This window comes from Streptomyces ortus (assembly GCF_026341275.1).
GTDB lineage: Bacteria > Actinomycetota > Actinomycetes > Streptomycetales > Streptomycetaceae > Streptomyces > Streptomyces ortus.
Map to the genome: position 1 here is coordinate 1,638,651 of NZ_JAIFZO010000002.1, position 20,636 is coordinate 1,659,286.

Annotated in this window: 21 protein-coding genes; 12 read left to right on the top strand and 9 right to left on the bottom strand. The window is 70.7% G+C overall.

What is annotated here, in order from left to right; translation table 11 throughout:
• Positions 1-2 precede the first annotated feature (2 nt).
• Genes K3769_RS10540 through K3769_RS10560 form a run of 5 tightly spaced genes read right to left on the bottom strand, consistent with a single transcriptional unit; the run spans position 3 to position 4,496 of the window.
• Positions 3-1,499 (bottom strand): SCO6880 family protein, encoded by a 1,497-nt coding sequence (locus tag K3769_RS10540; RefSeq protein ID WP_267026172.1) that lies wholly within the window; start codon positions 1,497-1,499, stop codon positions 3-5.
• Positions 1,489-2,754 (bottom strand): hypothetical protein, encoded by a 1,266-nt coding sequence (locus K3769_RS10545; protein WP_267026173.1) that lies wholly within the window; start codon positions 2,752-2,754, stop codon positions 1,489-1,491. The genes K3769_RS10540 and K3769_RS10545 overlap by 11 nt, the downstream gene beginning before the upstream one ends.
• Positions 2,754-3,512: a DUF8175 domain-containg protein gene (locus K3769_RS10550; RefSeq protein WP_267026174.1), complete on the bottom strand. Its 759-nt coding sequence runs from the start codon at positions 3,510-3,512 to the stop codon at positions 2,754-2,756. The genes K3769_RS10545 and K3769_RS10550 overlap by 1 nt, the downstream gene beginning before the upstream one ends.
• A 12-nt stretch (positions 3,513-3,524) precedes the next feature.
• Positions 3,525-3,863, bottom strand: coding sequence for a hypothetical protein (locus tag K3769_RS10555; protein ID WP_267026175.1), 339 nt, complete (start codon positions 3,861-3,863; stop codon positions 3,525-3,527).
• 12 nt (positions 3,864-3,875) lie between these two features.
• On the bottom strand, positions 3,876-4,496 hold the full coding sequence (locus K3769_RS10560; protein ID WP_267026176.1) for a DUF6668 family protein: 621 nt from the start codon (positions 4,494-4,496) through the stop codon (positions 3,876-3,878).
• A gap of 174 nt (positions 4,497-4,670) precedes the next feature.
• Here K3769_RS10560 and K3769_RS10565 point away from each other — a divergent pair, with 174 nt between their 5' ends.
• From K3769_RS10565 to K3769_RS10575, 3 genes are read left to right on the top strand one after another with little or no spacing between them, the layout of a single operon-like run.
• Positions 4,671-5,717: a bifunctional lytic transglycosylase/C40 family peptidase gene (locus tag K3769_RS10565; RefSeq protein ID WP_267026177.1), complete on the top strand. Its 1,047-nt coding sequence runs from the start codon at positions 4,671-4,673 to the stop codon at positions 5,715-5,717.
• On the top strand, positions 5,714-6,382 hold the full coding sequence (locus K3769_RS10570; RefSeq protein ID WP_267026178.1) for a hypothetical protein: 669 nt from the start codon (positions 5,714-5,716) through the stop codon (positions 6,380-6,382). The genes K3769_RS10565 and K3769_RS10570 overlap by 4 nt, the downstream gene beginning before the upstream one ends.
• 31 nt (positions 6,383-6,413) lie before the next feature.
• Positions 6,414-7,310 carry a hypothetical protein gene (locus K3769_RS10575; protein ID WP_267026179.1) on the top strand — a complete coding sequence of 299 codons (897 nt, stop codon included), beginning with the start codon at positions 6,414-6,416 and terminating at the stop codon, positions 7,308-7,310.
• A gap of 150 nt (positions 7,311-7,460) precedes the next feature.
• Here the strand turns inward: K3769_RS10575 and K3769_RS10580 are convergent, their stop codons facing one another.
• The 3 genes from K3769_RS10580 to K3769_RS10590 all read right to left on the bottom strand — a co-directional run bounded on the left by K3769_RS10580 (position 7,461) and on the right by K3769_RS10590 (position 9,999).
• The gene (locus K3769_RS10580; protein ID WP_267026180.1) at positions 7,461-8,042 is read right to left on the bottom strand and encodes a sigma-70 family RNA polymerase sigma factor; all 582 of its coding nucleotides are present in this window, start codon (positions 8,040-8,042) and stop codon (positions 7,461-7,463) included.
• Positions 8,043-8,257: 215 nt separating this feature from the next.
• Positions 8,258-9,214 (bottom strand): hypothetical protein, encoded by a 957-nt coding sequence (locus K3769_RS10585; protein ID WP_267026181.1) that lies wholly within the window; start codon positions 9,212-9,214, stop codon positions 8,258-8,260.
• Entirely contained in the window at positions 9,211-9,999 is a 789-nt protein-coding gene (locus K3769_RS10590) for a lytic transglycosylase domain-containing protein (protein WP_267026182.1), read from the bottom strand. Before K3769_RS10590 ends, K3769_RS10585 begins: the two co-directional genes overlap by 4 nt.
• Positions 10,000-10,252: 253 nt before the next feature.
• Between K3769_RS10590 and K3769_RS10595 the strand changes: the two genes are divergently transcribed.
• The 8 genes from K3769_RS10595 (at position 10,253) to K3769_RS10630 (ending at position 18,611) form a co-directional block, all read left to right on the top strand.
• Positions 10,253-10,849 (top strand): DUF6668 family protein, encoded by a 597-nt coding sequence (locus K3769_RS10595; RefSeq protein ID WP_267026183.1) that lies wholly within the window; start codon positions 10,253-10,255, stop codon positions 10,847-10,849.
• Positions 10,846-11,148 carry a hypothetical protein gene (locus K3769_RS10600; protein WP_267026184.1) on the top strand — a complete coding sequence of 101 codons (303 nt, stop codon included), beginning with the start codon at positions 10,846-10,848 and terminating at the stop codon, positions 11,146-11,148. Before K3769_RS10595 ends, K3769_RS10600 begins: the two co-directional genes overlap by 4 nt.
• A gap of 129 nt (positions 11,149-11,277) precedes the next feature.
• On the top strand, positions 11,278-11,595 hold the full coding sequence (locus K3769_RS10605; RefSeq protein WP_267026185.1) for a hypothetical protein: 318 nt from the start codon (positions 11,278-11,280) through the stop codon (positions 11,593-11,595).
• A gap of 19 nt (positions 11,596-11,614) precedes the next feature.
• Complete coding sequence (locus tag K3769_RS10610; RefSeq protein ID WP_267026186.1) at positions 11,615-12,418, top strand: DUF8175 domain-containg protein; 804 nt, start codon at positions 11,615-11,617, stop codon at positions 12,416-12,418.
• Positions 12,405-13,601: a hypothetical protein gene (locus tag K3769_RS10615; protein ID WP_267026187.1), complete on the top strand. Its 1,197-nt coding sequence runs from the start codon at positions 12,405-12,407 to the stop codon at positions 13,599-13,601. The genes K3769_RS10610 and K3769_RS10615 overlap by 14 nt, the downstream gene beginning before the upstream one ends.
• Positions 13,602-13,732: 131 nt before the next feature.
• Positions 13,733-15,226, top strand: a complete 1,494-nt coding sequence (locus K3769_RS10620; protein WP_267026188.1) for an SCO6880 family protein — start codon at positions 13,733-13,735, stop codon at positions 15,224-15,226.
• Between the two features lie 113 nt (positions 15,227-15,339).
• Complete coding sequence (locus K3769_RS10625) at positions 15,340-16,794, top strand: putative type IV secretion/conjugal transfer ATPase (RefSeq protein ID WP_267031313.1); 1,455 nt, start codon at positions 15,340-15,342, stop codon at positions 16,792-16,794.
• On the top strand, positions 16,791-18,611 hold the full coding sequence (locus K3769_RS10630; protein ID WP_267026189.1) for a type IV secretory system conjugative DNA transfer family protein: 1,821 nt from the start codon (positions 16,791-16,793) through the stop codon (positions 18,609-18,611). The genes K3769_RS10625 and K3769_RS10630 overlap by 4 nt, the downstream gene beginning before the upstream one ends.
• 3 nt (positions 18,612-18,614) lie before the next feature.
• On the opposite strand, the gene K3769_RS10635 is transcribed toward K3769_RS10630, so the two are convergent.
• Positions 18,615-19,799 carry a DUF418 domain-containing protein gene (locus tag K3769_RS10635; RefSeq protein ID WP_267026190.1) on the bottom strand — a complete coding sequence of 395 codons (1,185 nt, stop codon included), beginning with the start codon at positions 19,797-19,799 and terminating at the stop codon, positions 18,615-18,617.
• 198 nt (positions 19,800-19,997) lie between these two features.
• On the opposite strand from K3769_RS10635, the gene K3769_RS10640 reads away from it, so the two are divergent.
• Complete coding sequence (locus tag K3769_RS10640; protein ID WP_267026191.1) at positions 19,998-20,540, top strand: hemerythrin domain-containing protein; 543 nt, start codon at positions 19,998-20,000, stop codon at positions 20,538-20,540.
• Positions 20,541-20,636 lie beyond the last annotated feature (96 nt).

The following is a 20,636-nucleotide window of genomic DNA, read 5'->3' on the forward strand; positions in this document are numbered from 1 at the left end:
CGTCACATCACGTCGCGCACGGTCTGCGGCACGGCGGTGTGCAGGGGCAGCACCAGACCCAGGGGCAGTGCGGCGGCGAAGGCCGCGGCCTGGGAGCCGTAGACGGGCCGCACCGCGATACGGGCGGCGGGGGCCAGGTTGTCGATGGCCGCGGCGGCCTTCGGCAGCTCCGAGGCGGCGTTGACGGTCGCCGTGATGAGCAGGCCGAAGCGGATCACGCCGTGTCCCTGGGCCTGCTCCTCGGTGGTCCGGCGCGCGGCGGTCACCTCGGCGTCCTCCCGGGCCCTGCCGATCTGGGACTGCTGGGCGCTGAACAACGCGTTCTTGTAGTCCTGTTGGACGACCCGGGCGCCTTCGGCCCGGGTGTGCGGGCGGTAGAGAAGCGTGACCCGCTTGCGGGCGATGTCACGGTGGGGCTGCACCAGTCCGGTCAGGACGTTGGAGAACACCTCGCCCTGCGGGGCCTCCGTCATGGCCCATGTGACACTGAACGCCCCGTCGTGCCGGTAGTGGTCCCACGCCTCCTGGGCCGCCATGGGGCCGGCGTCCTTCCAGGTCAGCCCGGTGCCGCCGGTGGCCCGTGCTTCCTCCACCAGAGTCGCCACGGTGGGGTCGTAGGCGACGCGTACGGCCTCGGCGAGTTCGGTCGCGGTCATCGGTACGGCCGTGCCGGCGCTGGTCAGGGACAGCCCGGCGGTCAGGCCCGGCAGCCGGGTGCCGATGTGCACGGCCATGTCCTCGGCGCTGCGGCGAGGCATGCCGGGGCGGGCCGCGCCGGAGTAGGTCAGCGCGATCCGGGTGGCGATCTGCGCCGAGCCCTCGGGGTAGGAGGACAGCACCTCCCGCAGCATCTCCGTGGCCAGGCGGGGGGCCTCGGCCACGGAGTTGGTGTCGATCTCCTGCTGGAGCCGCACTCCGGAGTCGGGGGCGGTCTCCACGGTGACGCTCGCGGCGATGAGGTCGGGTTCGGCTCCCAGCGCGGACAGCCACTGGCCCCAGTGGGCCACCCAGGTGTCGATCTGTCGTTCGTCGACCAGGGCGGATCCGTCGGCGTCGCAGGAGATGACGACGGTGTGGTGGCCGGTCGCCGGAATCGTGACCATGGCGAACGGCCGGCCGTAGCCGTCCTGGGCCTCCGTCAGAGTGGACTCGGCCGCCAGGCCGGGAAGCCGGCAGGTGCCGTAACCGGACCGGCCCAGGGGACCCGACCGGTACAGATGGCCGCCGGATGAGGTGGTGCGCCGCCAGGCCAGACGGACCGCGCCGCGCTGCATGAGCGTTCGGTCGTGCCGGTCCCGCAAGCCCAGCGACGCCGTGACGAGTGCCAGCGCCATCGCCACTCCCAGCGCCGCCCAGAGGGAGACCAGCGACGCCAGCACCACCGCGACGAGTCCGACGAGCAGCAGCAGCGTCGCGCCCAGGGACAGACCACGCAGCCCCGAGGTGTGCGGTTTGCGGAAGTTGCCGTACGTGCGTGGGGTGATCTCTTCAGTAGCCACGGGGCTCCTCCTGCTGATGGTGGGGATGGCGGTGGTCGGGGACGGGCACCGGGGCCGTGCTCTCCGTCCGGTCCGCGAACTCCGTATCCGTATCCGTGCTGGCGGCCGACCGGGGCCGGGCGGGTTCCGCCGCCGGACGCTCGCTGTCCGGCGTTCCGCGTGCTCCCTCGGCGCCCCGTGCGGTCAGGGGACGGCTCGGCCGGGCGCCGCCGGCGTCGGGGTTCACCGCCGCTCCCGCCACCGATCTGCCGATGGCCAGGCTCCGCAGGTTCGGCACGGGCAGCGCCCCGGTGACGGCGACGGCCGCCGCGCCGGAGGTCGCGGTGGACGCTCCACCCGTGCGGCCCGTACCGGACATCGCCGCCTGGACGACGGGGGCGGTCAGCCGCATCAGCGCGGGCAGCGTGAAGCAGGCCAGCACGATCAGGACCACCCCGGAGACCATGGAGACGACCTCGTTGTCCTGTTTCTGGCCGGTGATCGAGAACGCGGCGGCGTACACGACGGCCGCCGCGGGTTTGTACAGCAGGAAAGCGAGCAGCCACCCCACGGACCGGCGGAACCCGAACCGGCCGGCGGCCGTGGAACTGGCCGCCGCCGACAGGGGCAGCGTCCCGGTGAGGAGGACCAGCATGGCCACCCGCACGATCATCAGGGCGATCTGCGCCACCGTGCCGGCGATCACCAGTACGGCCATGATCAGGACGAGGAACGAGGAGTCCGTGCCGCCCAGCGCCAGCATGGCCGAGGTGCGTTTCTCGAATTCGGCCACGCACTGCGCGACCGGGTCCCCGCTCGCGCTGATCTGCCGGCATCCGGTGGACCTGTCGATGATCCAGATGCTGAACTTGTCGCCCGCCGAGGTCAGCAGACCGACGGTGGCGACACCGACCGAGGACACCATCACCAGGTTGAGCAGTCCCTGGAGGGCATTGCGTGCCGGATCGCCGCGGCGCTGCCAGGCGAGTTGCCCGGCGGCGATCAGCAGGCACAGGACGGCGGTGAACGTGGTGACCCAGAGGGTGGAGCCACGCAGGAAGGCCACCGGTCCGCTGTCGTCGCTCAGATCGGGACTGCCCAGGTCCATCCATGCGCTGCCCAGTGCCTTGACGGTCGTGCTCGCCGCTTTCGCCGCGCTCTCGGCGATGTCGTCGAACGCGCTGTCCCCGAGGTTCTTCGGGGACGTCGCCGTGCCGTTCCCGACGCAGTAGCCGCCGACCGAGGGGGTCACCCAGCCGAAGTCGCACCCCGCCATCAGACACCGCCCCATTCGGCGTACCCGGCCAGGGAGCCGACCGGGGTGGGGGCGACGGGAGCGGCCGGGTATTCCAGCCGCCAGTCCCCGTCCCGCCACAGCACGGTCGTCGTGGCGGCCTGCAGCCGGCCGTCCGGGAACCGCCACACGGTCTGGATCACCGCGGTGCTCTCGCTGTAGGTGACGAACTTGAATCCGGCGATCTGCCCGTGCGTACCGCCGTCCCGGTCGGTGGGCGATTCCGCCTCCGCCTTGGTCCGTCCGGCTATGTAGGGATCACGGCCGGCTCCGACCGTCTGGAGCCGGGTCACCTTGCGCCAGTCGTCGGCGGCCAGGTAGCGGACGCTGATCTGGCTGGTGGCCAGCAGGGAGCCGACGGGAGTACGCGCGTAGCAGCGCGCCACGTCCTCGCCGACCACGGCGGGACCCGCTTTCCCGGATGAGGGAACGGCGACCGAGCTGTAGAGGGCCCAGGTCACGTCCCGGGGAGCGGAGGTGGGCACGTCCTGGTGGGTGCCGGCCAGTTCGGGGCAGCCCGCGTCCCCGTCGGGCGGGGACGGCGAGCGGTCGGTGGCACGGTCGGCGGTGTGCCGGGAAGGGGTGGCGTCGCCGTCCGGGCCGGAAGCGTCGGAGGTGAGGACGACCGCGCCCGCGATGACGGCGACGAAGCCGATGAACGCGGCGGCGAGTACGAACCCGCCGCGCAGCCAGGGACTGCGCGGCTCGTCGGCATCCGTAGGGGTGCTGGGGTCTGTCATGGTTCCCGCCCCCTAGACGAGCGCGCCGACGATGCCCGAGGCGGAGCCGACCAGCAGGCAGGCCCCGAGGACGAAGCCGAGCCCCCTGGCATGGTCCCTGCCGCCTCCCCGGGAGTGGTCGACGGCCATCCGGGCGGCGACGCCGAAGATGCCCGCGACACACAGGGCGGTCACGGTCCAGGCGACCCACCTCAGCACCTTCAGCAGGTCCTCGGCTCCGGGCGGCGCCTCACCCCCGCCGACGTCGGGCACGCCCGAGGGCAGGGGTGAGGCCGCGACCACGTGGGGCAGCTGGCGATGCGGCTGCAGGTACGGCGAGGCTTCCCAAAGGGCCGCCATCAGTGTGGACAACTCGGTTCCCCTCTATATGTCTGAGTGTGCTGGGGGGTGTTGGGTGAGCCGGTTCAGGTCGCGGGCGAGGGTCACGCACTCCTTGGGCAGATGCGGCTCGCCGAGCCGCCAGGGCTCCACCCACGGGATCTCCCACACGCGCGGTACGGCGCCCGACACCAGCCGGACCCGGTCCCGCAGCACCCGGGGGCGCCGGCCGGGAGCGTCCGCGACCACGACCAGACCCAGCAGGTCGACGCCGGTGACCATGCGGGAGGCCCACTGCCGAGCGGCGTTCTGCGCCGCCGCGAGCCCGTGCGCGCTGGAGCGGGCGATCAGCACGACCGGCTGATTCCCGAAGGACACCGGCCAGGCGCGCCCGGCGTCCCTGCCACCGGGCACGGCCCGCTCCAGCGAGCTGACGCCCGCGCCGCCGTGCACGCCGAGCCACCACCAGGACTGCCCGTCGCTCGATTGCGGACGGGCGACGGGCAGCGCCCGGTCGGGCCGTGGGACTCCGGTGCCCTGCGGCGCCCGTGGACCGGAAAGTCCGGTCGGAATTCCTTGAACCGATCGAGGGGGTTTCCCGTTGCTGCCCTCCGGACGGCCGGACTGCGGCAACCAGGGGTTGACGACCGGCTCATCCCCTGCCACGACATCTCCTTCGCCCGTCAACTCAACGGGCCGAATAATACACACAAGATGATAAGTCTCAACATGTAACTCCTCTCCTGGTGAGTCCAGTTGAGGATAGATAAGGGCTGATTTGTTCATGTTCGCCTTCAGGCGTTCACGGGAGGGCGCACCTCCCCCCGTGGGTGATCGCCGGTGAACGGCCGGGCCGGCCGGACGGGTTCGGCCGCGTTCCTCACCGGGTGCGCCGCACTGGGCCTGGTCGGTTCCCTGGTCGGCCTGTCGATCCTGGGAGCCGTGGACCGTGCACAGGACGTCGCACCCGTGGGCCTGGTCACCGCGCTCAGGACCGACCGCGTTCCGCCCGAGTACCTGAACTGGATCGAGCGGGCCGGTCGCCTCTGCGAGGAGGTCAGCGCACCGCTGTTGGCCGCTCAGATAGAGGCCGAGTCGGGCTGGGACCCCAAGGCTGTGAGCCCTGCCCACGCCGAGGGGCTGAGCCAGTTCATCCCCGGCACCTGGGCGACGTGGGGCGTGGACGCGGCCGGCAGGGACGGCGGCGAACCGGACGGCGTCGCCGACCCGTTCACCCCGGGTGACGCGATCATGACCCAGGCCCGCTACGACTGCTGGCTCGCGGACAAGGTCGAGAAGATGAACGCGGGCGGCGACCCCACCCGGCTGATACTGGCCGCCTACAACGCGGGTCCCGGGGCGGTCGAGCGGTTCGGCGGAGTGCCCCCCTCCCCGGAGACACAGGGCTACGTCGCCAGGATCATCGCGTCGATGTCCACGTACACCGGTGGCGAACCGGCCGAAGCCGGCGGTTCGTTCGGCGACAGGGTGGTGGCCAACGCCAGGAAATGGCTCGGCACCCCCTACTCCTGGGGCGGCGGCGGACCGGAAGGCCCCGGGCTCGGTTTCGCCCAGGGCGCCGACACCGTGGGCTTCGACTGCTCCAGCCTCGTACAGAACGCCGTCTACCACGCGTCCGGAGGCAGCATTCTCCTGCCCCGGGTGAGTCAGCTGCAGGTCACGTCCGGCAAGGCGGTGGCCCGCGACGACCTGCGCCCCGGTGACGTCATCGGGTTCCAACTCAACGGCAGCTACGACCACATCGGCATCTACATCGGCCAGGGGCAGTTCATCCACGCGCCGAAGACCGGCGACGTCGTGAAGATCAACGATCTCGACGAGCCCTACTACGCCGGCAAGCAGCAGAAGGTCAGGCGGTTCGGATGACTTCCTTACGTGGACAGCGCGCCCTCGGCCCGGCGGCGACGGTGCTCGTCCTGGGGCTGCTGGCCGGCGGTTGCGGTTCCGGTGGGGGCGATGAAGAACGCGCGGTCGCGGCGCCGTCGACCCCACCGCCGACCGGCACCGGCCCGTATCCGACACCGTCCGCCCCTGCCACGCACCCACCCGAGGCTGCGGTTCCAGAGCCCGAGAGCACGGACGAACCCCGCGGCGGCACGGTTCTGCCGCGGGACGTCGACCGTACCGATGCCGACGCGGTCAGCGAGGGCGCGCTCAAAGTGCTGTGGACCTTCGACACCACCACCGACTCAGGCCCGCACGACGCCGAGGTACGCGCGGCGGACGCGGGCTGGCTGACCGGTGCGTACGCGGATCGGCTACGCGCCCAGCGACCCCGGACGATCCCCGGTGTCCAGTGGCAGGAGTGGGCCGAACACCGCGCGCACACGACCGTCGTACCCCGGAAGACCGCGGACGCCGCACAGCCCCCCGACACCGACACCGGGGCATGGCGGCAGTGGACGGTCACGGCCACCCCCTCGGGGCGAAGGCAATGGACCGGCGAACCCGCCGTCGTCACGGTCTTTCTGCACCTCACACGCACAGCAGGTGACCAGCCATGGCGGGTCGCCGACGTCACCGTCCACTAGGTCCTGCGGTCAGCCGCACGGGAGAAACATCATGCCAACGAGTCACGAGTCCACAGACGTACCGGCCTGGCCGGTCTACGACCTCACCGTCCACGACGACGGCCGGGTGGTCGCGTCGGGCCCTCTGATCTCCACGTCCGGGCACGCCACGCGCGCCTCCGCCATAGAGATCGTGGCCGATGCCGCGGCCAGGCTGGGCCGTGCCGTGCGGGCCACGGCCACCGAACCGGGCGGTGTCATCTGGCCGTTGATCGTCGCACCCGACGGTGAGGTGAGCGAGGTCCCGGTCGACCGGTCACAGACCACCAAGCTGACGAGGCGACAGGCGAGGCGCAAGGCGAGAGCGGCTGCCGCCGCGGAGCGTTCGGCGCCCCGGCCCGGCGCGCGGCCGGAGACCGAGACGTACGCGGAACCCATGGCGGAGGTGCGGAACCATCTGGAGGAGGGCCGTGCCGACCGGGCCTCCACGCTCGCCACGCTGCTCGACGAGCAGGCCACGGGCGTCCTGGGTGTCTCTCATCCGGAGACCCTGCGGATCCGCGAGGTCCGGGCCCGGGCCGCCGCCCTGGCCGGGGACAGGATCGGCGGCATCCAGTTGTACCGCGACGTCGCCGAACGCTGGTACTACCAGCGGGAGGCCGAGCAGGCCGAGGCAGTGGCGAACAGCGCCGAACTGCTGTGGAGAGGGATCACCGATGTGGAGGAGGCGTTGTCCGCCGGGGTCGCCGTCATCCGTATGCGCGGCCTTGTCCCGGGCCGCGCCGGAGAGGCGCTGGCCGCGGTCCTGGCACACCGGGAGCGGCTGCTGGACGCGCAGGAGAAGCGCGCACCCGAGAGGCGGGAACACCCCGTGACCGTCCCGCCCGGGCCACGGGTCCAGCGTCCCGCACCGATCTGGGAGCGGCCTGCGGTGAACACCAGGAGGTAGGGCTGAACGCCAGGAGGCCGGGCTGAGCCGGGCCGTCGCCGAAGGCCACACGGTCGCGACATCCGCCGTCCCGGTCCCCCGGTCCCCCGGTCCCCCGGTCCCCCGGTCCGCCGTCGCGGCCTTCCGTCCCGGCCCCGCGGACGAGCGCGCCTACACGGCGGTCAGGTGGTACACGCGCCGGCCGGCTTCGTCGCCGGCGCCGTCGTCGACCCCCATGGCCAGACGCAGCGCGCGGACCGCGTGATGCACCCGCGACTTGACGGTGCCCGAGGGGACACCCAGTATCTCGCCCGCCTCACGCATCGACCTGCCGGAGAAGTACGTCTCGTACAGCGCTTCGCGATGAGGGGCGGACAACTCCTTGAACGCCTCTTTGAGCAGGATGGAGGAGAGCAACCAGTCCACGTCGTCGGGCCTGGTCAGCAGATCCTCCAGCCAGGTGTTGCCGTTGACCTCCTGGGGGCGGGTCTTGCGCGTCCGGTACTCGTCGATGACGAGGTTGCGGGCCACTCGGAACAGCCACGGCCGCAGGGGCTGACTACCCGTCAGGTCCTGCGTCCGCCAGCAGCGCAGCAGCGCCTCCTGCACGATGTCCTCGGCCTTGTGACGGTCACCGTTCAACAGCCGTAGGACATAGGTGTACAACGCGCCCGCCTGCTCGTCGTGCAGCGTGCGCATCGCGCGTTCCGCAGCGCTCGCGGCGCCCAGGGAACCCAGCACTGTCCAGCTCACTTACGTACTCCCTCACTCCATGCCCCGGGGCATGGCCAGGCCGCCGGGCCGCGCTCAGCGGCCTCGATCCGAGGGAGTGTGACGAGCCGATCTCCACGTGGATTTGACGTTCGATTGACGGCGGAACGACGGATTCCACGGGTGGAGCGTCGTGCGGCACCGGTCCAGGAGAGTCTCTTGCGGCGGGCTTCCGCCGCTGACCTGCGCGTTTCCCGTCAGGTCGTAGCGTCCCCGTCCTGTGCGCGCTCAGTGACAAGGGCGCGTATACGTCGCTCCACACCCCTCACCAATTCGATATCTCCCGCAGGCGTATTGCCTTCTTTGGCCAGTTGTGACCAGGTGGCCAACAGGGACCGACCGAGGCCGACCGCCGACGGCAGGTCGTCGACCAGGTGCCACACGTAGACCGCGCGCAGCAGCTCCTCATGGGCGAGTGGGTCACCCTGCTGATGACGGATCCGGGCGAGTTCGAGGCAGGTGTCCGTCGCGACGGTGTGATTGCACGCCCTGTACGCGGCGAACGCCTCCAGCGCCAGCACTTCCACCGTGTACGGGTGCTCGTCGCCGAAGGTGCGCACGGCGTACTGACGCAGCTTGAAGGCGAGCACGACGGCCAGCTCCAGTGCTCCGGCGTCGATGGCGCGGCCGATACGCGCGGCGAGTTCGGCAAGTTCGTCCGATGCGGGCGGGGAAGCACCCACGTCGGCGGGCCGGGCGCCCCCGGCGGGTGGTCCGCCGAGCGTGGGTCGAACGAACGTGACCTCAGGTGCGGGCGGTCCGGCCGGGAGCGGTTCGGCCGCCGGGGACGCGGTGGGCTCCGGCCGGGCCGTGGGCCGGGACATCACGTCGGTCCATTCCTCGTAGTCCTCCTGCCCGATGATCCGGCTCGCCCCGTCGGCGGTGACCGCGATGCGGACGGCGTACCGTGCCCGCCTGTCGACGACCAGCGCCTCGACGGGGCCGGCCACGGTCCGCGCACCGCGCTGCATCATGTCGAGCACGGCCACATGGGCCGGTTCGCCGTGCGGTACGGGGAAGGGGGCGCCGTCGATCAGCACACCGCCGTCGGAGTCGATCAGGACCTCCAGGGCGGGCACGTGCCACGGCTCCACGTCTTCCTGGCCTGTCAGACCACGGTCGAGGTGCTTCCCGACACCCGATACCTGGTTCATCGTTCCGTTCCCTCCTCGTCGCGGGGCCGCGCGCTGATGGAGTCGAGGGGCAGCGGGCTGACACTGGGGTAGCCGGATCCCTCGGGGTAGTCGACGACACCCGAGTACAGGGCGAACGACGTCCTGATGCCGAAGACGTAGGCCTGCGCACCGCCGTACTCCGGTACGCCCTTCGCCTTCCTGACCTCGTCCAGGCCGAGGTGGTACGCCGCAAGGGTCAGGTCCAGACTGTTGGGCTCCTCGTCCTTCACTCCGCCGTCGGCGATGAGCCTGTCGATGTCCTTGGCCAGCGAGCACATGTACCGGCCCTGCGCCCTGATCGAGTCCCCCGCGTTCAGGGCCGAGGTCTTGTCGTTGTCGTCGTCGTCCTCGCCGTACTCGTCGAACTTGTCCGGGGGCAGCTGGGAGATGCCCTTGGCCCCGTCGGGGCCGATCAGCTGCTCCCTGAACCCGGACTCCTGCTGGATCTGCGCGGCGATGACAACCGGGCCGATCTGATCGCATTCCTCTCCGGCGTCCTGGATGTACTTCAGGAACGCCGCGGGCACGGCGGCTTCCTGCACCTCGCCCTTGCCGTCGCCGTTGAACGCCTCCGCGACCTGGTCGGTGTCGACGCCCCCGCCGCCTCCTCCTCCCCCACAGCCGAAGATCTGGCAGATGAGCACGAGCGGCCAGAAGATGACGCCGATGGCGCAGATGACGATCACGCCGACCAGAAGGATCAGGATGATCAGCGGGCTGAACAGGCATCCCAGGAAGCCCGCGGACGCGCCGGCGACCACCACGGCGGTGTTCGGCCCCCGTTTATCGGCTGTACGAGACTTCCCGCCGGCACCTGCGCCCACGACCGTTCGCTCCCCTCGGTTGTCGCTCGCTCGGTCTCGTTTCGAACAGCGCTGAACCAGGCCGCGCGATTTCACGTAGTGGCTGCCCGACGGATCACCGCGGACTCGCACCCGCGCAACGGACACGGCGGCAGATCAGTTCAATGCGGGATTCGTCGACCCGGTTCGGAACAGAGGGAAGGGATGGACGCTCATGGGTGTCCCACCGGCGGCGCCCGCCGGCCCACAGATGTGGATTCGTGGACCGGCCGCTCAGCAGGTCGCCCCGGCGACAGCTGTGTCACCGCGGCCGGCTGCGCGTACCCCCCGGTCCCGGCCCGCCGCACCGGCCGAACGCGAGCCCTCTCCGCACCGGGGGCAGCGGTTCGCCTGGGTCAACGCACACGGCGGCGGCGGGGCGAGCACGCTCGCGCGGGTACTGGGCGGCGCGGATCTGCGTGGCCGCTGGCCCGAACCGGCCCGGGGCGAACCCGGTGGAGTCCTGCTGGTGGCCCGCACCCATGCCGGGGGCCTGCGCGCGGTGTCCCAGTCCCTGAACGCGCTGCGCACAGGTGATCACCCGTCAGGGGTGGATCTCCTGGCCGTCGTACTCGTCGCCGACGCGCCGGGGCGGCTGCCGTACCGACTCGGCCAACGAGTACGGGTGTTGCGGTCGGCGGCCGAGGTCCACCGGATTCCGTGGATTCCGGCCTGGCGCCTGGGCGAGGAGGTGGATCCGCTCCCGAGGCAGGTCCGCGCGCTGGCGGAACTCACCTCGCTCCCGCCCGGACGAGGGGCGGGACTGCGATGACGCTCATGGAGCTGTTGCCGTTGGCCGACGGCCTTCTCCCGGAGAGAAAGAGCTTCGATCCGGATCCCCAGGGGAGCACCCTGCTCGGGTACCTCGCCTGGACCGTGACGGCTGCCGCGGTGGGCGGGATCATGGTCGTCGGCATCCAGATGGCCCTGCAGCTGCGCCGCGGTGAGATGGGTGAAGGAGCGACCTACTTCCGAGGACTCGCCATCGTCGTGGGCGCCTGCGTCCTCGGCGTCACCGCCGGGCCGCTCGTCGAGTTCGTGATCAAGCCTTACGTCCTCGCCCCGCCCTGAGCCCCACGGCCCCCTCCCCTCCGCCGGCCACGCCGGCTCGCTCCCCGGCTTTCCGCCGCCTGGGACGACTGCGCATGTTCCCCGCTCGCCCGATGAGCATCTGCCTGTTTCACGACAACGGAGACACCCATGAAGGACACCCTGCACTCCCTCTACGCCCGGGGCGGGCACTACCTGACCTTCCGTGAGGAGGGCGACGTCCCCAACCCCACCAGGAAGGCTCCCGCCGAGCTGAGCGACGCGGTCGACACCGTGCTGGGCATCACCGCTTGGCTCGGCACGGCCGCGGGGGTGGCCGGGATCATGATCACCGGGGTCATGATGGCCGTGTCCATGAAGCGCGGAGAGGGTTCCGAGCACATGAGCCGCCTGGGCATGGTGCTGGGCGGCTGCATCCTCGTCTCCACCGCGGGGCCCGTCGTCAAGTTCTTCTTCGCGGCACAGTGAGTCGAGAGAGAACACCGACATGTTCGGCTCGATACGGAAGAAGGGTCCGGTCGACGGACCCTTCTACAGACAACGCGGCTGGACCAACGCGGCCGTGTTCCTCGGGGTCGCCGTCGCGATGTCACTGGCGACCTTCTTGAGCGGCGCCACCACCGGTGCCCCCGACCACAGCACACGGATCGCGGACGAGAGCCGGGACATACTCGCCGGACTGAGCGGCCCGCTGTCGCCGGGCGATCCCCAACACATCCGCGGTGGTCCGCGGGGCCGGCCGGAGAACTGCCGCACCGAGGACGGGGACACCTCCCGGCCGACCACGACACCGGCCGATCTGCGCTGGCGGAAGCTCGTCGCCGTCATGGTTCCCACCTCGCCGTCGGCCGGCCCGCTGCACCGCGACAGCTCCGTGTGGTGGTGCTTCGCCCACACGCCCACGGGCGCGGTACTGGCGGCGCACACCATTCCCGTCCAGCTGAGCGGCAACACCTGGCGCAGTGCCGCGGAGCAGCAGATCGTGCCCGGGGAGCCGCGCGACAGATTCGTCACCGGCAAAGCCGTGTCCGGCACGACAGACCCCGAGGAGAAGCCCGTGGGGCGGTTCGAGGGCTTCTCCCTGAAGTCCTACTCGGCCCGGTCCGCGACCGTGGAGTTGCTGCTCACCAAGCCCTCCGGCGGCCATCTGTCGACCTCGGTCACCGTTCGCTGGCAGGACGGCGACTGGAAAGTGGCTCCTCAGCGCGACGGATCGCTGTACTCCGCAGTGGATCAGCAGGCGAAACCCGGTGACTTCGCCGCGTGGGGAGACCGACATGTTCTTGGCTGACGGAGACCACGGGTGCGGCGGCGGCCTCGACTTCTTCGGCATGTTCGACGATCCGATCGGCGAGATGGTCTCGATGGTGGCCAAGCTCGTGATGCGCGCCGCGATCGGGATGTTCGAGGCCGTCGGCGAAATCAACTCGTACGACGAGGATTCGTCCAACAAGGTCAACACGCAGACCCAGTGGATCGTCACGTACCTGGCGATCGGCTCGATCCTCTTCGCCGCGATCAAGATGGCGTTGGACAGGAAGGGTGACGCAGGCCAGACGGCGTTGAAGGGAGTCCTGCGCGTCACCTTGGTCAACACGGCCGCGAGCACCGTGATCATCACGTTCGCCACCCTCATGGACAGGTACTCCAGCCACCTGTTCAGGGACAGCCTCGACGAGCTGATGTCGGGCATCGAATGCATGAGTGACAAGGTCATGCCCGCCATGCTGATGCTGGTCGTCGGCTGCCTCCTCATCCTCGCCGGCATCATCCACGCCCTCCTGATGTGGATCCGGCTCGGCGTGATGGTCATCCTGATGGGCACGCTCCCCCTGGCGGCCTCCGCGTCCATGACGCAATGGGGCGGCACCTGGTGGCAGAAGCACGTCGGATGGCTGATCGCCTGGTTGCTGTACAAGCCCGCGGTCAGCCTCATCTTCTACTCGGGGGCCGTGATGGTGAACGCCCAGGGCGTCGACCAGGTCAACACGCAGATCGCGGGAATGGGAGTGCTCCTGCTGTCGGCCATCGCGCTGCCCGCCCTGATGAGGGTGATCGTGCCGGCGACGGAGGCGCTCGGAGGAGACTCGTCCGGGCAGGCCACGATGGGAGCGGCCTCCGGTATCGCCTCCGGAGCGAAGTCGATCGCCGGCGGCGCCATCAGCCGGGTCGGCCCTGGTGCGTCCGGCACCCAGAAACCCTCGGGGGCCACCGGCGCCGGAACCGGTGCCGCGGCGAGGCCCGACAGCGGAGGCGGCTCTTCCTCAAGCGGGGGCGGTTCCCCGGCGAGCGGGGGCCGCGCCGCAGCCGCGGGGGGTCGCACCACCCCGGCCGCGGCAGTGCCCGTCATCGGCGCCGCGGTGCTCGGCGCGGCGGCGGTGGCCGGCAAGGTCGCCAAGGGAGCCGTCGGCGTCACCCGGAGCGGGGTGGAGGGCGCCAACAGCAACACGAGCAACGACCGGAACGGCCACTGACCGGCGCCGGACCGTGGGCGGCGGGTTCCCTGCCGTCCGTTCTCCGGCCCGGTCGGCTCGTGGTCCGGGCCCCTTGAACCACCCCCAGGGGCCCCACGATCCACCCATCGGAAGCAAAGCAGGTATCGCCCATGTCCACCGAAGCCGCTGTTCATCCCACGTACGGGAACTGGCGCAGGCCCAGACGGCCCGGACTGGGGCCGCTCGGCCTCATCGGCACCGTCGTGGTGTTCGGCGGGATCGTCGTCGATCTCATGCTGTCGCTGATCTCGCTGCAGGTCACCCTGGTCGCCGTCGTCCTCCAGGTGCTGTTCCTGCTGCCGCTGACGGCGCGTACCCAGGACGGGCGGAACATGTATCAGGTCTTGGCGCTGCGCATCAGCTGGTTCAACCGCAAGTCCAAGGGATCGGCCACCTATGTCTCGGGACCGCTGTCCGCCCGGCCCGGCGGCCGGTTCCGCCCGCCGGGGTTGCTGAACCGCGTCAAGCTGGAGGAGGGCCGGGACGCCTACGACCAGCCGTTCGGCGTGGTGCATCACCGGAGCCGGAACCTCTACACCATCGTGCTCGGCTGCGAACCCGACGGCGGGTCCCTCGTCGACCCCGACCAGGTGGACACCTGGGTGGCGTCCTGGGGCCAGTGGCTGGCCAGGCTGTCCGCCGAACCGGGCCTGCGCGGGGCCGCCGTGGTGGTGGAGACCGCCCCCGACACGGGAAGCCGGCTCGCGAACGAGCTGCTCCCGCGCCTCCACCCCGACGCACCGGCAGCGGCACGGGCGGTGATGGAGGAGGTGGTGCAGCGGTACCCGTCCACGTCCTCCGAGATGCACACCTACATCTCGTTGACCTACGGTCCGGCCGGCGGACAGCGGCGCAAGACCGACGAGATCATCACCGACCTGGCCATCCGCATTCCCGGCCTGCTGGACGGGGTGGTGAGCGCCGGTGGCGGAGCTGCCGCGCCCCTGTCGGCGGAGCGCATCGCCGAAGTCGTACGGGTGGCCTACGATCCGGCCGTCGCGGGAGATGTCCTCGACATCCGTGCCCAGCACGGCGGTACCGGACTCGACTGGGAGGACGCGGGGCCCGCGGCGACCCTGGAGAGGACCAACTCCTATGTCCACGACTCAGGGGTGTCCCGGACCTGGATGCTGACCCTGGCCCCCCGCGGTACGGTCCGCGCCAATGTGCTGCGCGGTCTGCTGGAGGCCACTCCGGGCACCCGCCGAAAGCGGGTGGCGCTGCTGTACCGGCCCATCGACCCGGCGACCTCGGCGCGCATCGTCGAGGCCGACCGGCGGGCGGCGCAGTTCATGGCGACCTCGAAGCGGGGCCTGGTGCAGGCGCGGGCCGCCAACGAGGTGAGCGCGACCGAGCAGACGGCGGTGGAAGAGGCGACCGGGGCCGGCCTGGTGGAGTTCTCGCTGATGGTCACCGTGACGGTCGACTCCGACGCCGACCTGGAGGACGCGAACACGGCGGTGCGCAATCAGCTGGCCGGGGCACGGCTGTTGATGCGCCCGGCGGACCGCATGCAGGCGGCGGCGTTCAGCTGCACCCTGCCGGCCGGGATCCTGCCGTGGGAGTACACCCTGATCCCGCGCGAACTGAAGGAAGCACTGTGAGAGCGAGGAACGCGTCCAGGAGCACCGCGAAGCAGCCGCCCGCCCGGCCCCCCAGGGAGCGACTGGCCCCCGCGCGCGGCTGGCCCGGACCCGGTGGAGGCCAGGTGGCCAACATGGACCCGCCCACGATGTGGCGGGCCACCACCGTCCAGGCCTGCGGGCTCTGGCCGTTCGCGGCAGGCTCGGGTGCCCCCATGAGCGGCGTCCCGCTGGGCCAGCACCTGTACACCGGAGCCACCGTGTGCGGCGACCCCCTGTCGTGGTTCACCCGCGCCCACTACATCTCCAACCCCTCGCTGTTCATGCTCGGCATGCCGGGCCTGGGCAAGTCCACCCTGATCAACCGCATGCTCATCGGGCTCTCCGCCACGGGTGTGGTGCCGATGGTGCTGGGTGACCTCAAGCCCGACTACGCGGACACCGTGCGCGCCCTGGGCGGCCAGGTCCTGCCCATCGGGCGCGGGGTCGGCGGCATCAACGTCCTCGACCCCGGGGCGATGGGCGCCGCGGCTCGGCGTATCGGCGGCGAGGCCGGGCGGGTGCTGAGCGCCGAGACCCACGGCCGTGTCCTCAACATGGTCGCCGCGCTGGTCACCATCGTGCGCGACCGGGCAGTGGACGACCACGAGCAGTCGGTGCTCTCCGCCGCGCTGCACCATCTGCGTGAGCGCACGCCCCCCGGCCGGCAGCCGCTGCTGCCCGACCTCGTGCGCGTCCTGACCGAGGGGCCGGACCGGGTGCGGGCGGTGACGCTGGACCGCGGGGACGACACCCGCTACCGCGACGCCGTGGACCCGCTGCATCGCTCGCTGCTGGGCGTCCTGGACGGGCCGCTGGGCGACACCTTCGCATCCGAGGCATCCACCCGCATCGACCTGGACGCGCCCGCGGTGTGCGTGGACATCTCCCGCATCGGTGAGTCGGACACCCAGCTCACCGCGGCCGCGATGCTGGCCGCCTGGTCCGACGGCCTGGGCACCGTGGCCGCCTCGCACGCCCTGGCGGACGCCGGACTGCGGCCTCGGCGCTGGTTCTTCACCGTGCTCGACGAGCTGTGGCGACCGCTGCGCGCGGCGTCGGGCATCGTGGACCGCATCGACGCCCTGACCCGTCTCAACCGAAGCCTCGGCCTGGGCGACGCCAAGATCACGCACACCCTTAAGGACGCGGAGGCCCTGGGTAGTGACGCCGACCGGGTCAAGGCGCGTGGTTTCGTCGAACGGGCCGGCATGGTGGTCTGCGCGGGGCTGCCGCGCCAGGAGATGGAGGATCTGGGCCAGGTCGTGGGCCTGTCCCGCCGGGAGATGGACCTCGTCGCCTCCTGGTCCTCGCCCCCGGGCTGGGCCGCCCACGGGGACCGCGAGGATCCCCCCGGGCGCGGGCGCTTCCTGATCAAGGTCGGTGGCCGCCCCGGCATCCCGATCCAGGTCGCCATCACCGACACCGAACGACGTCTGCACGACACCAACAAACGCTGGGCCGAGAACGAACGCCCCATCGAGAAGGCCTCCGAGCGGATCATCCGGCACGTCAGGCAGCGGGAGCCGGGCGGGACGGGGATCGTATGAGGGGGGACGCGGCCGGGGGCAGGGGCTACGGGAGCGAGTTGGCACCCTGGGCGATCGTCCTCGTGTCGGGCACCGCCCTGGTGGTCTGCGGGGGGATGTGGCTCGGTGGGACCCTGGGCGCCGCGCTGACCGGTTCGGGGTGGAGCTCCCCGCCGTTCACCTTCGCGACGTTCGGCACTCTGCTCACCGACGGACCCGGGAAGCTCTGGCCGGACGCGTCACCGGCCGGTGTGATCACCGGGATCGTTCTGGTCTTCGGCACAGCCGTCGCCGTCGGCGCACTGGCCGCACGACGGGTCCTGCGGTACGTCTCCCGTCCCAGGGGGCTGGCCGGGAACCGGGAGCTGGCATCCATGACACCGGCCGGCATCGCGGCGCGCGCCCGCGACCTGCGCCCCTCGCTCAAGGGCCGCGAACATCTCCACCCCGATGAGACCGGCAACCTCCTCGGCGACCTCGCTCCGCACGGTCCGGAGCTGCGCTCCTCCTTCGAGGACGTGGAGCTGGACCTGATGGCCCCGCGCGCCGGCAAGTCCACCGGAATCGCCGTCCCCCGAGTGCTGCGTGCCCAGGGGGCGGTGCTGCTGACCTCCAACAAGTCCGACGTATACTCCGTCACCCGTGCCGAACGGGAGAAGGCCGGCCGGGTGTGGACGTTCGATCCGCAGAGCATCGCCCACACTCCGCGCGGGATGTGGTGGGACATCCTCGCCGACTGCCACACCATCGAGGGCGCACGGCGGCTGGCCGGACACTTCGTCGCCTCCGTCAACGACGACCAGTCGAAGAAGGACTTCTGGATCTCCGCGGCGCAGAACACCCTCACCTCGCTGTTCCTCGCCGCCGCGCGCGGTAAGGCCTCCGTGCTCGACCTGCTGGCCTGGCTCGCCGACCCCGCGGACCGCACGCCCGTCGACCTGTTGCGGGACGTCGGCATGATCGCCATGGCCGAGCAGTTGCAGGGCACGGTCCGGGGCGCGGTGGAGACCCGGGACGGCATCTACGAGACCGCCCGGCAGTGTGTCGCCTGTCTGCTCGACCCGGAGATCGTGGCCTGGGTGACGCCTGATCCGAAGCTTCCGCAGTTCAGACCGCACCAGCATGTGCTGGGCCGGGACACCCTCTACCTCCTGTCGAAGGACGGCGGCGGCTCGGCGGCGGGTGTGATCGCCGGACTCGCCGACACGACGCTGCGCGCGGGCGTGATCGCCGCCGAACGCATGGGCGGCCGACTCGACCCCCCGATGACCGCCGTCCTCGACGAGGCGGCCAACGTCTGCCGCATCTCCGACCTGCCCGACCTGTACAGCCACCTCGGCTCCCGAGGCATCAACGTCGTCACCCTGCTGCAGAGTTACCGCCAGGGAAGCCGTGTCTGGGGTGAGGCGGGCATGGACGCCCTGTGGAGCGCCGCCACCGTCAAGCTGCTCGGCGCCGGCCTCGACGACGCCGACTTCGTGGAGAAGATCTCCAAGCTCGTCGGCAATCGGGACGTACGGACCGGGTCCGTCTCCCGGAGCAGGGACGGCACTTCCCGTTCCTACTCCTACCGGCTCGACCCGGTCCTGCCCGCCGACCGCATACGCGCTCTGCCCAAGGGCACCGCCCTGCTGCTCGCCACCGGTGTACGGCCCGCCCTGATCCGGCTGCGCCCGTGGTACGAGGAAGCCGACGCGGACGTCCTCTCCGCGGCGGCCAGGGCCGAGACCGCCGCCATCACCGAGCGGGCCGCCCGAACCTGGGCGGCCGGCCCTCACGCACCCGTCGAGAGCGCCGGCCGGTGGCAGAGGGACGCGGTGTCGCTGGACAAGCCCTGACCCTCAGGGCCTGCGCGCCAGTGTCATCGCGCGCAGCAGCCATTCGGCCGGTCCGTACCGGAAGTGCCGCAACAGCCAGTGGCTGAGGGCGAGTTGTGCCAGGTACAGGACGAGGCACCCGGCCAGCAGCACGGTGGTGCCGTAGCGGCCGTACCAGGCCAGTCCGTAGCCGGTGAAGACCAGGGCCATGACCAGCGACTGCGTGAGGTAGTGGGTCAGGGCCAGGCGGCCGACCCCGGCCAGCGCTTCGGTGACCCGGCCACCGGCCCGGGTGCGCGCCATGAGCAGCAGACCGCAGGCGTACGCGGCCGTCAGCGCCGGGGCCGTGAGCACTCCGACGGCCGAGCCGATGTCGTACCAGCGTATGTCCAGGGGGCCGTTGCGGCAGACCGCCATGAGGGCACTCCCCGCCAGCCCGACCGGCAGCGCGCGGACGGCGATCCGCGCGAGCCACGCTCGATGCCGGTCGGTCTCGGCCAGCAGCCTTCGTCGCCCGGCGGCGAGTCCCACCAGGAAGGCCGCCAGCATGTCGGCGCCGTACAGGATGTTCCACCCCAGTCCGTCGCGCCACACCTCCAGGTTGGTCCGGACGACCGAGGCGAAGCCGTCGCGATAGGCCGCCGCCGTCCCGCGCGCCGCGGCCTCGATCTCCCGCAGGTCCTGCGAACGCACCGGATCCGTGAGGGCGACCGTGCACACGCCCCAGGTCAGCATGTATGCGGCGACACCGGTGACGAGACAGGCCGCGACCCGTACCGCTGTGCGCGGCGCGATGTCGCGGACGGCGAACAGTACGAGGCTCAGCACGGCGTAGGTCATCAGGATGTCGCCCGGGAAAAGGAGGACGGCGTGCGCGAGCCCCAGGAGGAACAGGCCGATCAGCCGGCGTAGCTGCCGGGGCGCGAAGGGTGCTCCGGCGTACTCGGCGGAGGCCCGCTGCAGCGTGAAGCTGTACCCGAACAGGAAGGCGAAGAGCAGATAGAACTTGGCACTGACCAGGGTGGTGACCAGCCAGGCAGCCGTCTCGTCCACCCATGACACATACAGCTCGCCGCCTGGACCGAGGTGAGGTCCGGCCATCGCCGGGACATTGACCAGGACGATTCCCAGCAGGGCGAAGCCGCGCAGTACGTCGACCTCCTGTACCCGCTCTCGCTTCCGCACCGATGCGGTGCCCGCGGTAGACATGCGTTCTCCCTGCGCTGCCATCGGTGGGACACCGGGACGGGTGGTCAAGGAGACACAACGACCTCCACGCTCAAGCGGTTCACATCGGCCATCAGATATGTGCGCGGCGCGTTGAACCGTCCGGGCCCGGAACTCGTTGTGCTACGTACTCGGACGTGACTGAGTTTCATCCACCCGGCCTGCCTGAAAAGTTTGCATATGAAGAAGAAAGCCGAACCCGAGTCCAGAGTCATCTCGGAAAAACGGCTCATCCATGAGACTCATCGAGTGGCCGCACGTCTGCTGGTGAGCGCCGTGGGGCGACCTTCCATATGTCCTGGAGTGTTGTCGCAGTTGCGGGACTTCGTGGTGACCGTGCTGCGCGACCACCACGAGATGGAAGCCAGCTTGCTGTGGCCGCGGATCATGGCAATCGGCCCCGAGGCCGAGTACGCCGTCGCTGAACTCACGCCGGAACACGCACGTTTGCTCACCACACTCGAACGCCTCTCGGGAATCGACCTGATGAACAGGGGAAAAACAGGCCGGAGCAGCACGCAGGGGGATTTCCGGCACGAACTGAACGAGGTCGCCCTTGAGGTGCACGACAGCCTGGACGCATATCTGAAACGTCAGGAGACGATTTTGTTTCCCGCACTGCAGAGCGACATCACGCTCTCGCAGTGGGACACCTTTTTCGACCGTCTCACGACCTCACTCCCAGGGAAATGGATGGGCGGGTACCGCGGGATGGTGATGTGAGACCCCGAGGTGAACTGTTTCGCTCCGGTGACCGTTGCGGTGTGAGCAGAACCGTTGTCGAACCACGCGCCGAGATCCTAAGGAAGGGATACACAT

Bases quoted from the DNA above. Each gene is read 5' to 3' on its own strand.
- K3769_RS10570 (WP_267026178.1), top strand. From the start codon at position 5,714: ATGACTTCCTTACGTGGACAGCGCGCCCTCGGCCCGGCGGCGACGGTG.
- K3769_RS10585 (WP_267026181.1), bottom strand. From the start codon at position 9,214: ATGAACCAGGTATCGGGTGTCGGGAAGCACCTCGACCGTGGTCTGACA.
- K3769_RS10625 (WP_267031313.1), top strand. From the start codon at position 15,340: ATGGACCCGCCCACGATGTGGCGGGCCACCACCGTCCAGGCCTGCGGG.
- K3769_RS10630 (WP_267026189.1), top strand. From the start codon at position 16,791: ATGAGGGGGGACGCGGCCGGGGGCAGGGGCTACGGGAGCGAGTTGGCA.
- K3769_RS10620 (WP_267026188.1), top strand. From the start codon at position 13,733: ATGTCCACCGAAGCCGCTGTTCATCCCACGTACGGGAACTGGCGCAGG.
- K3769_RS10595 (WP_267026183.1), top strand. From the start codon at position 10,253: ATGGGTGTCCCACCGGCGGCGCCCGCCGGCCCACAGATGTGGATTCGT.
- K3769_RS10575 (WP_267026179.1), top strand. From the start codon at position 6,414: ATGCCAACGAGTCACGAGTCCACAGACGTACCGGCCTGGCCGGTCTAC.
- K3769_RS10640 (WP_267026191.1), top strand. From the start codon at position 19,998: ATGAAGAAGAAAGCCGAACCCGAGTCCAGAGTCATCTCGGAAAAACGG.
- K3769_RS10610 (WP_267026186.1), top strand. From the start codon at position 11,615: ATGTTCGGCTCGATACGGAAGAAGGGTCCGGTCGACGGACCCTTCTAC.
- K3769_RS10600 (WP_267026184.1), top strand. From the start codon at position 10,846: ATGACGCTCATGGAGCTGTTGCCGTTGGCCGACGGCCTTCTCCCGGAG.
- K3769_RS10550 (WP_267026174.1), bottom strand. From the start codon at position 3,512: ATGACAGACCCCAGCACCCCTACGGATGCCGACGAGCCGCGCAGTCCC.
- K3769_RS10545 (WP_267026173.1), bottom strand. From the start codon at position 2,754: ATGGCGGGGTGCGACTTCGGCTGGGTGACCCCCTCGGTCGGCGGCTAC.
- K3769_RS10605 (WP_267026185.1), top strand. From the start codon at position 11,278: ATGAAGGACACCCTGCACTCCCTCTACGCCCGGGGCGGGCACTACCTG.
- K3769_RS10615 (WP_267026187.1), top strand. From the start codon at position 12,405: ATGTTCTTGGCTGACGGAGACCACGGGTGCGGCGGCGGCCTCGACTTC.
- K3769_RS10635 (WP_267026190.1), bottom strand. From the start codon at position 19,799: ATGTCTACCGCGGGCACCGCATCGGTGCGGAAGCGAGAGCGGGTACAG.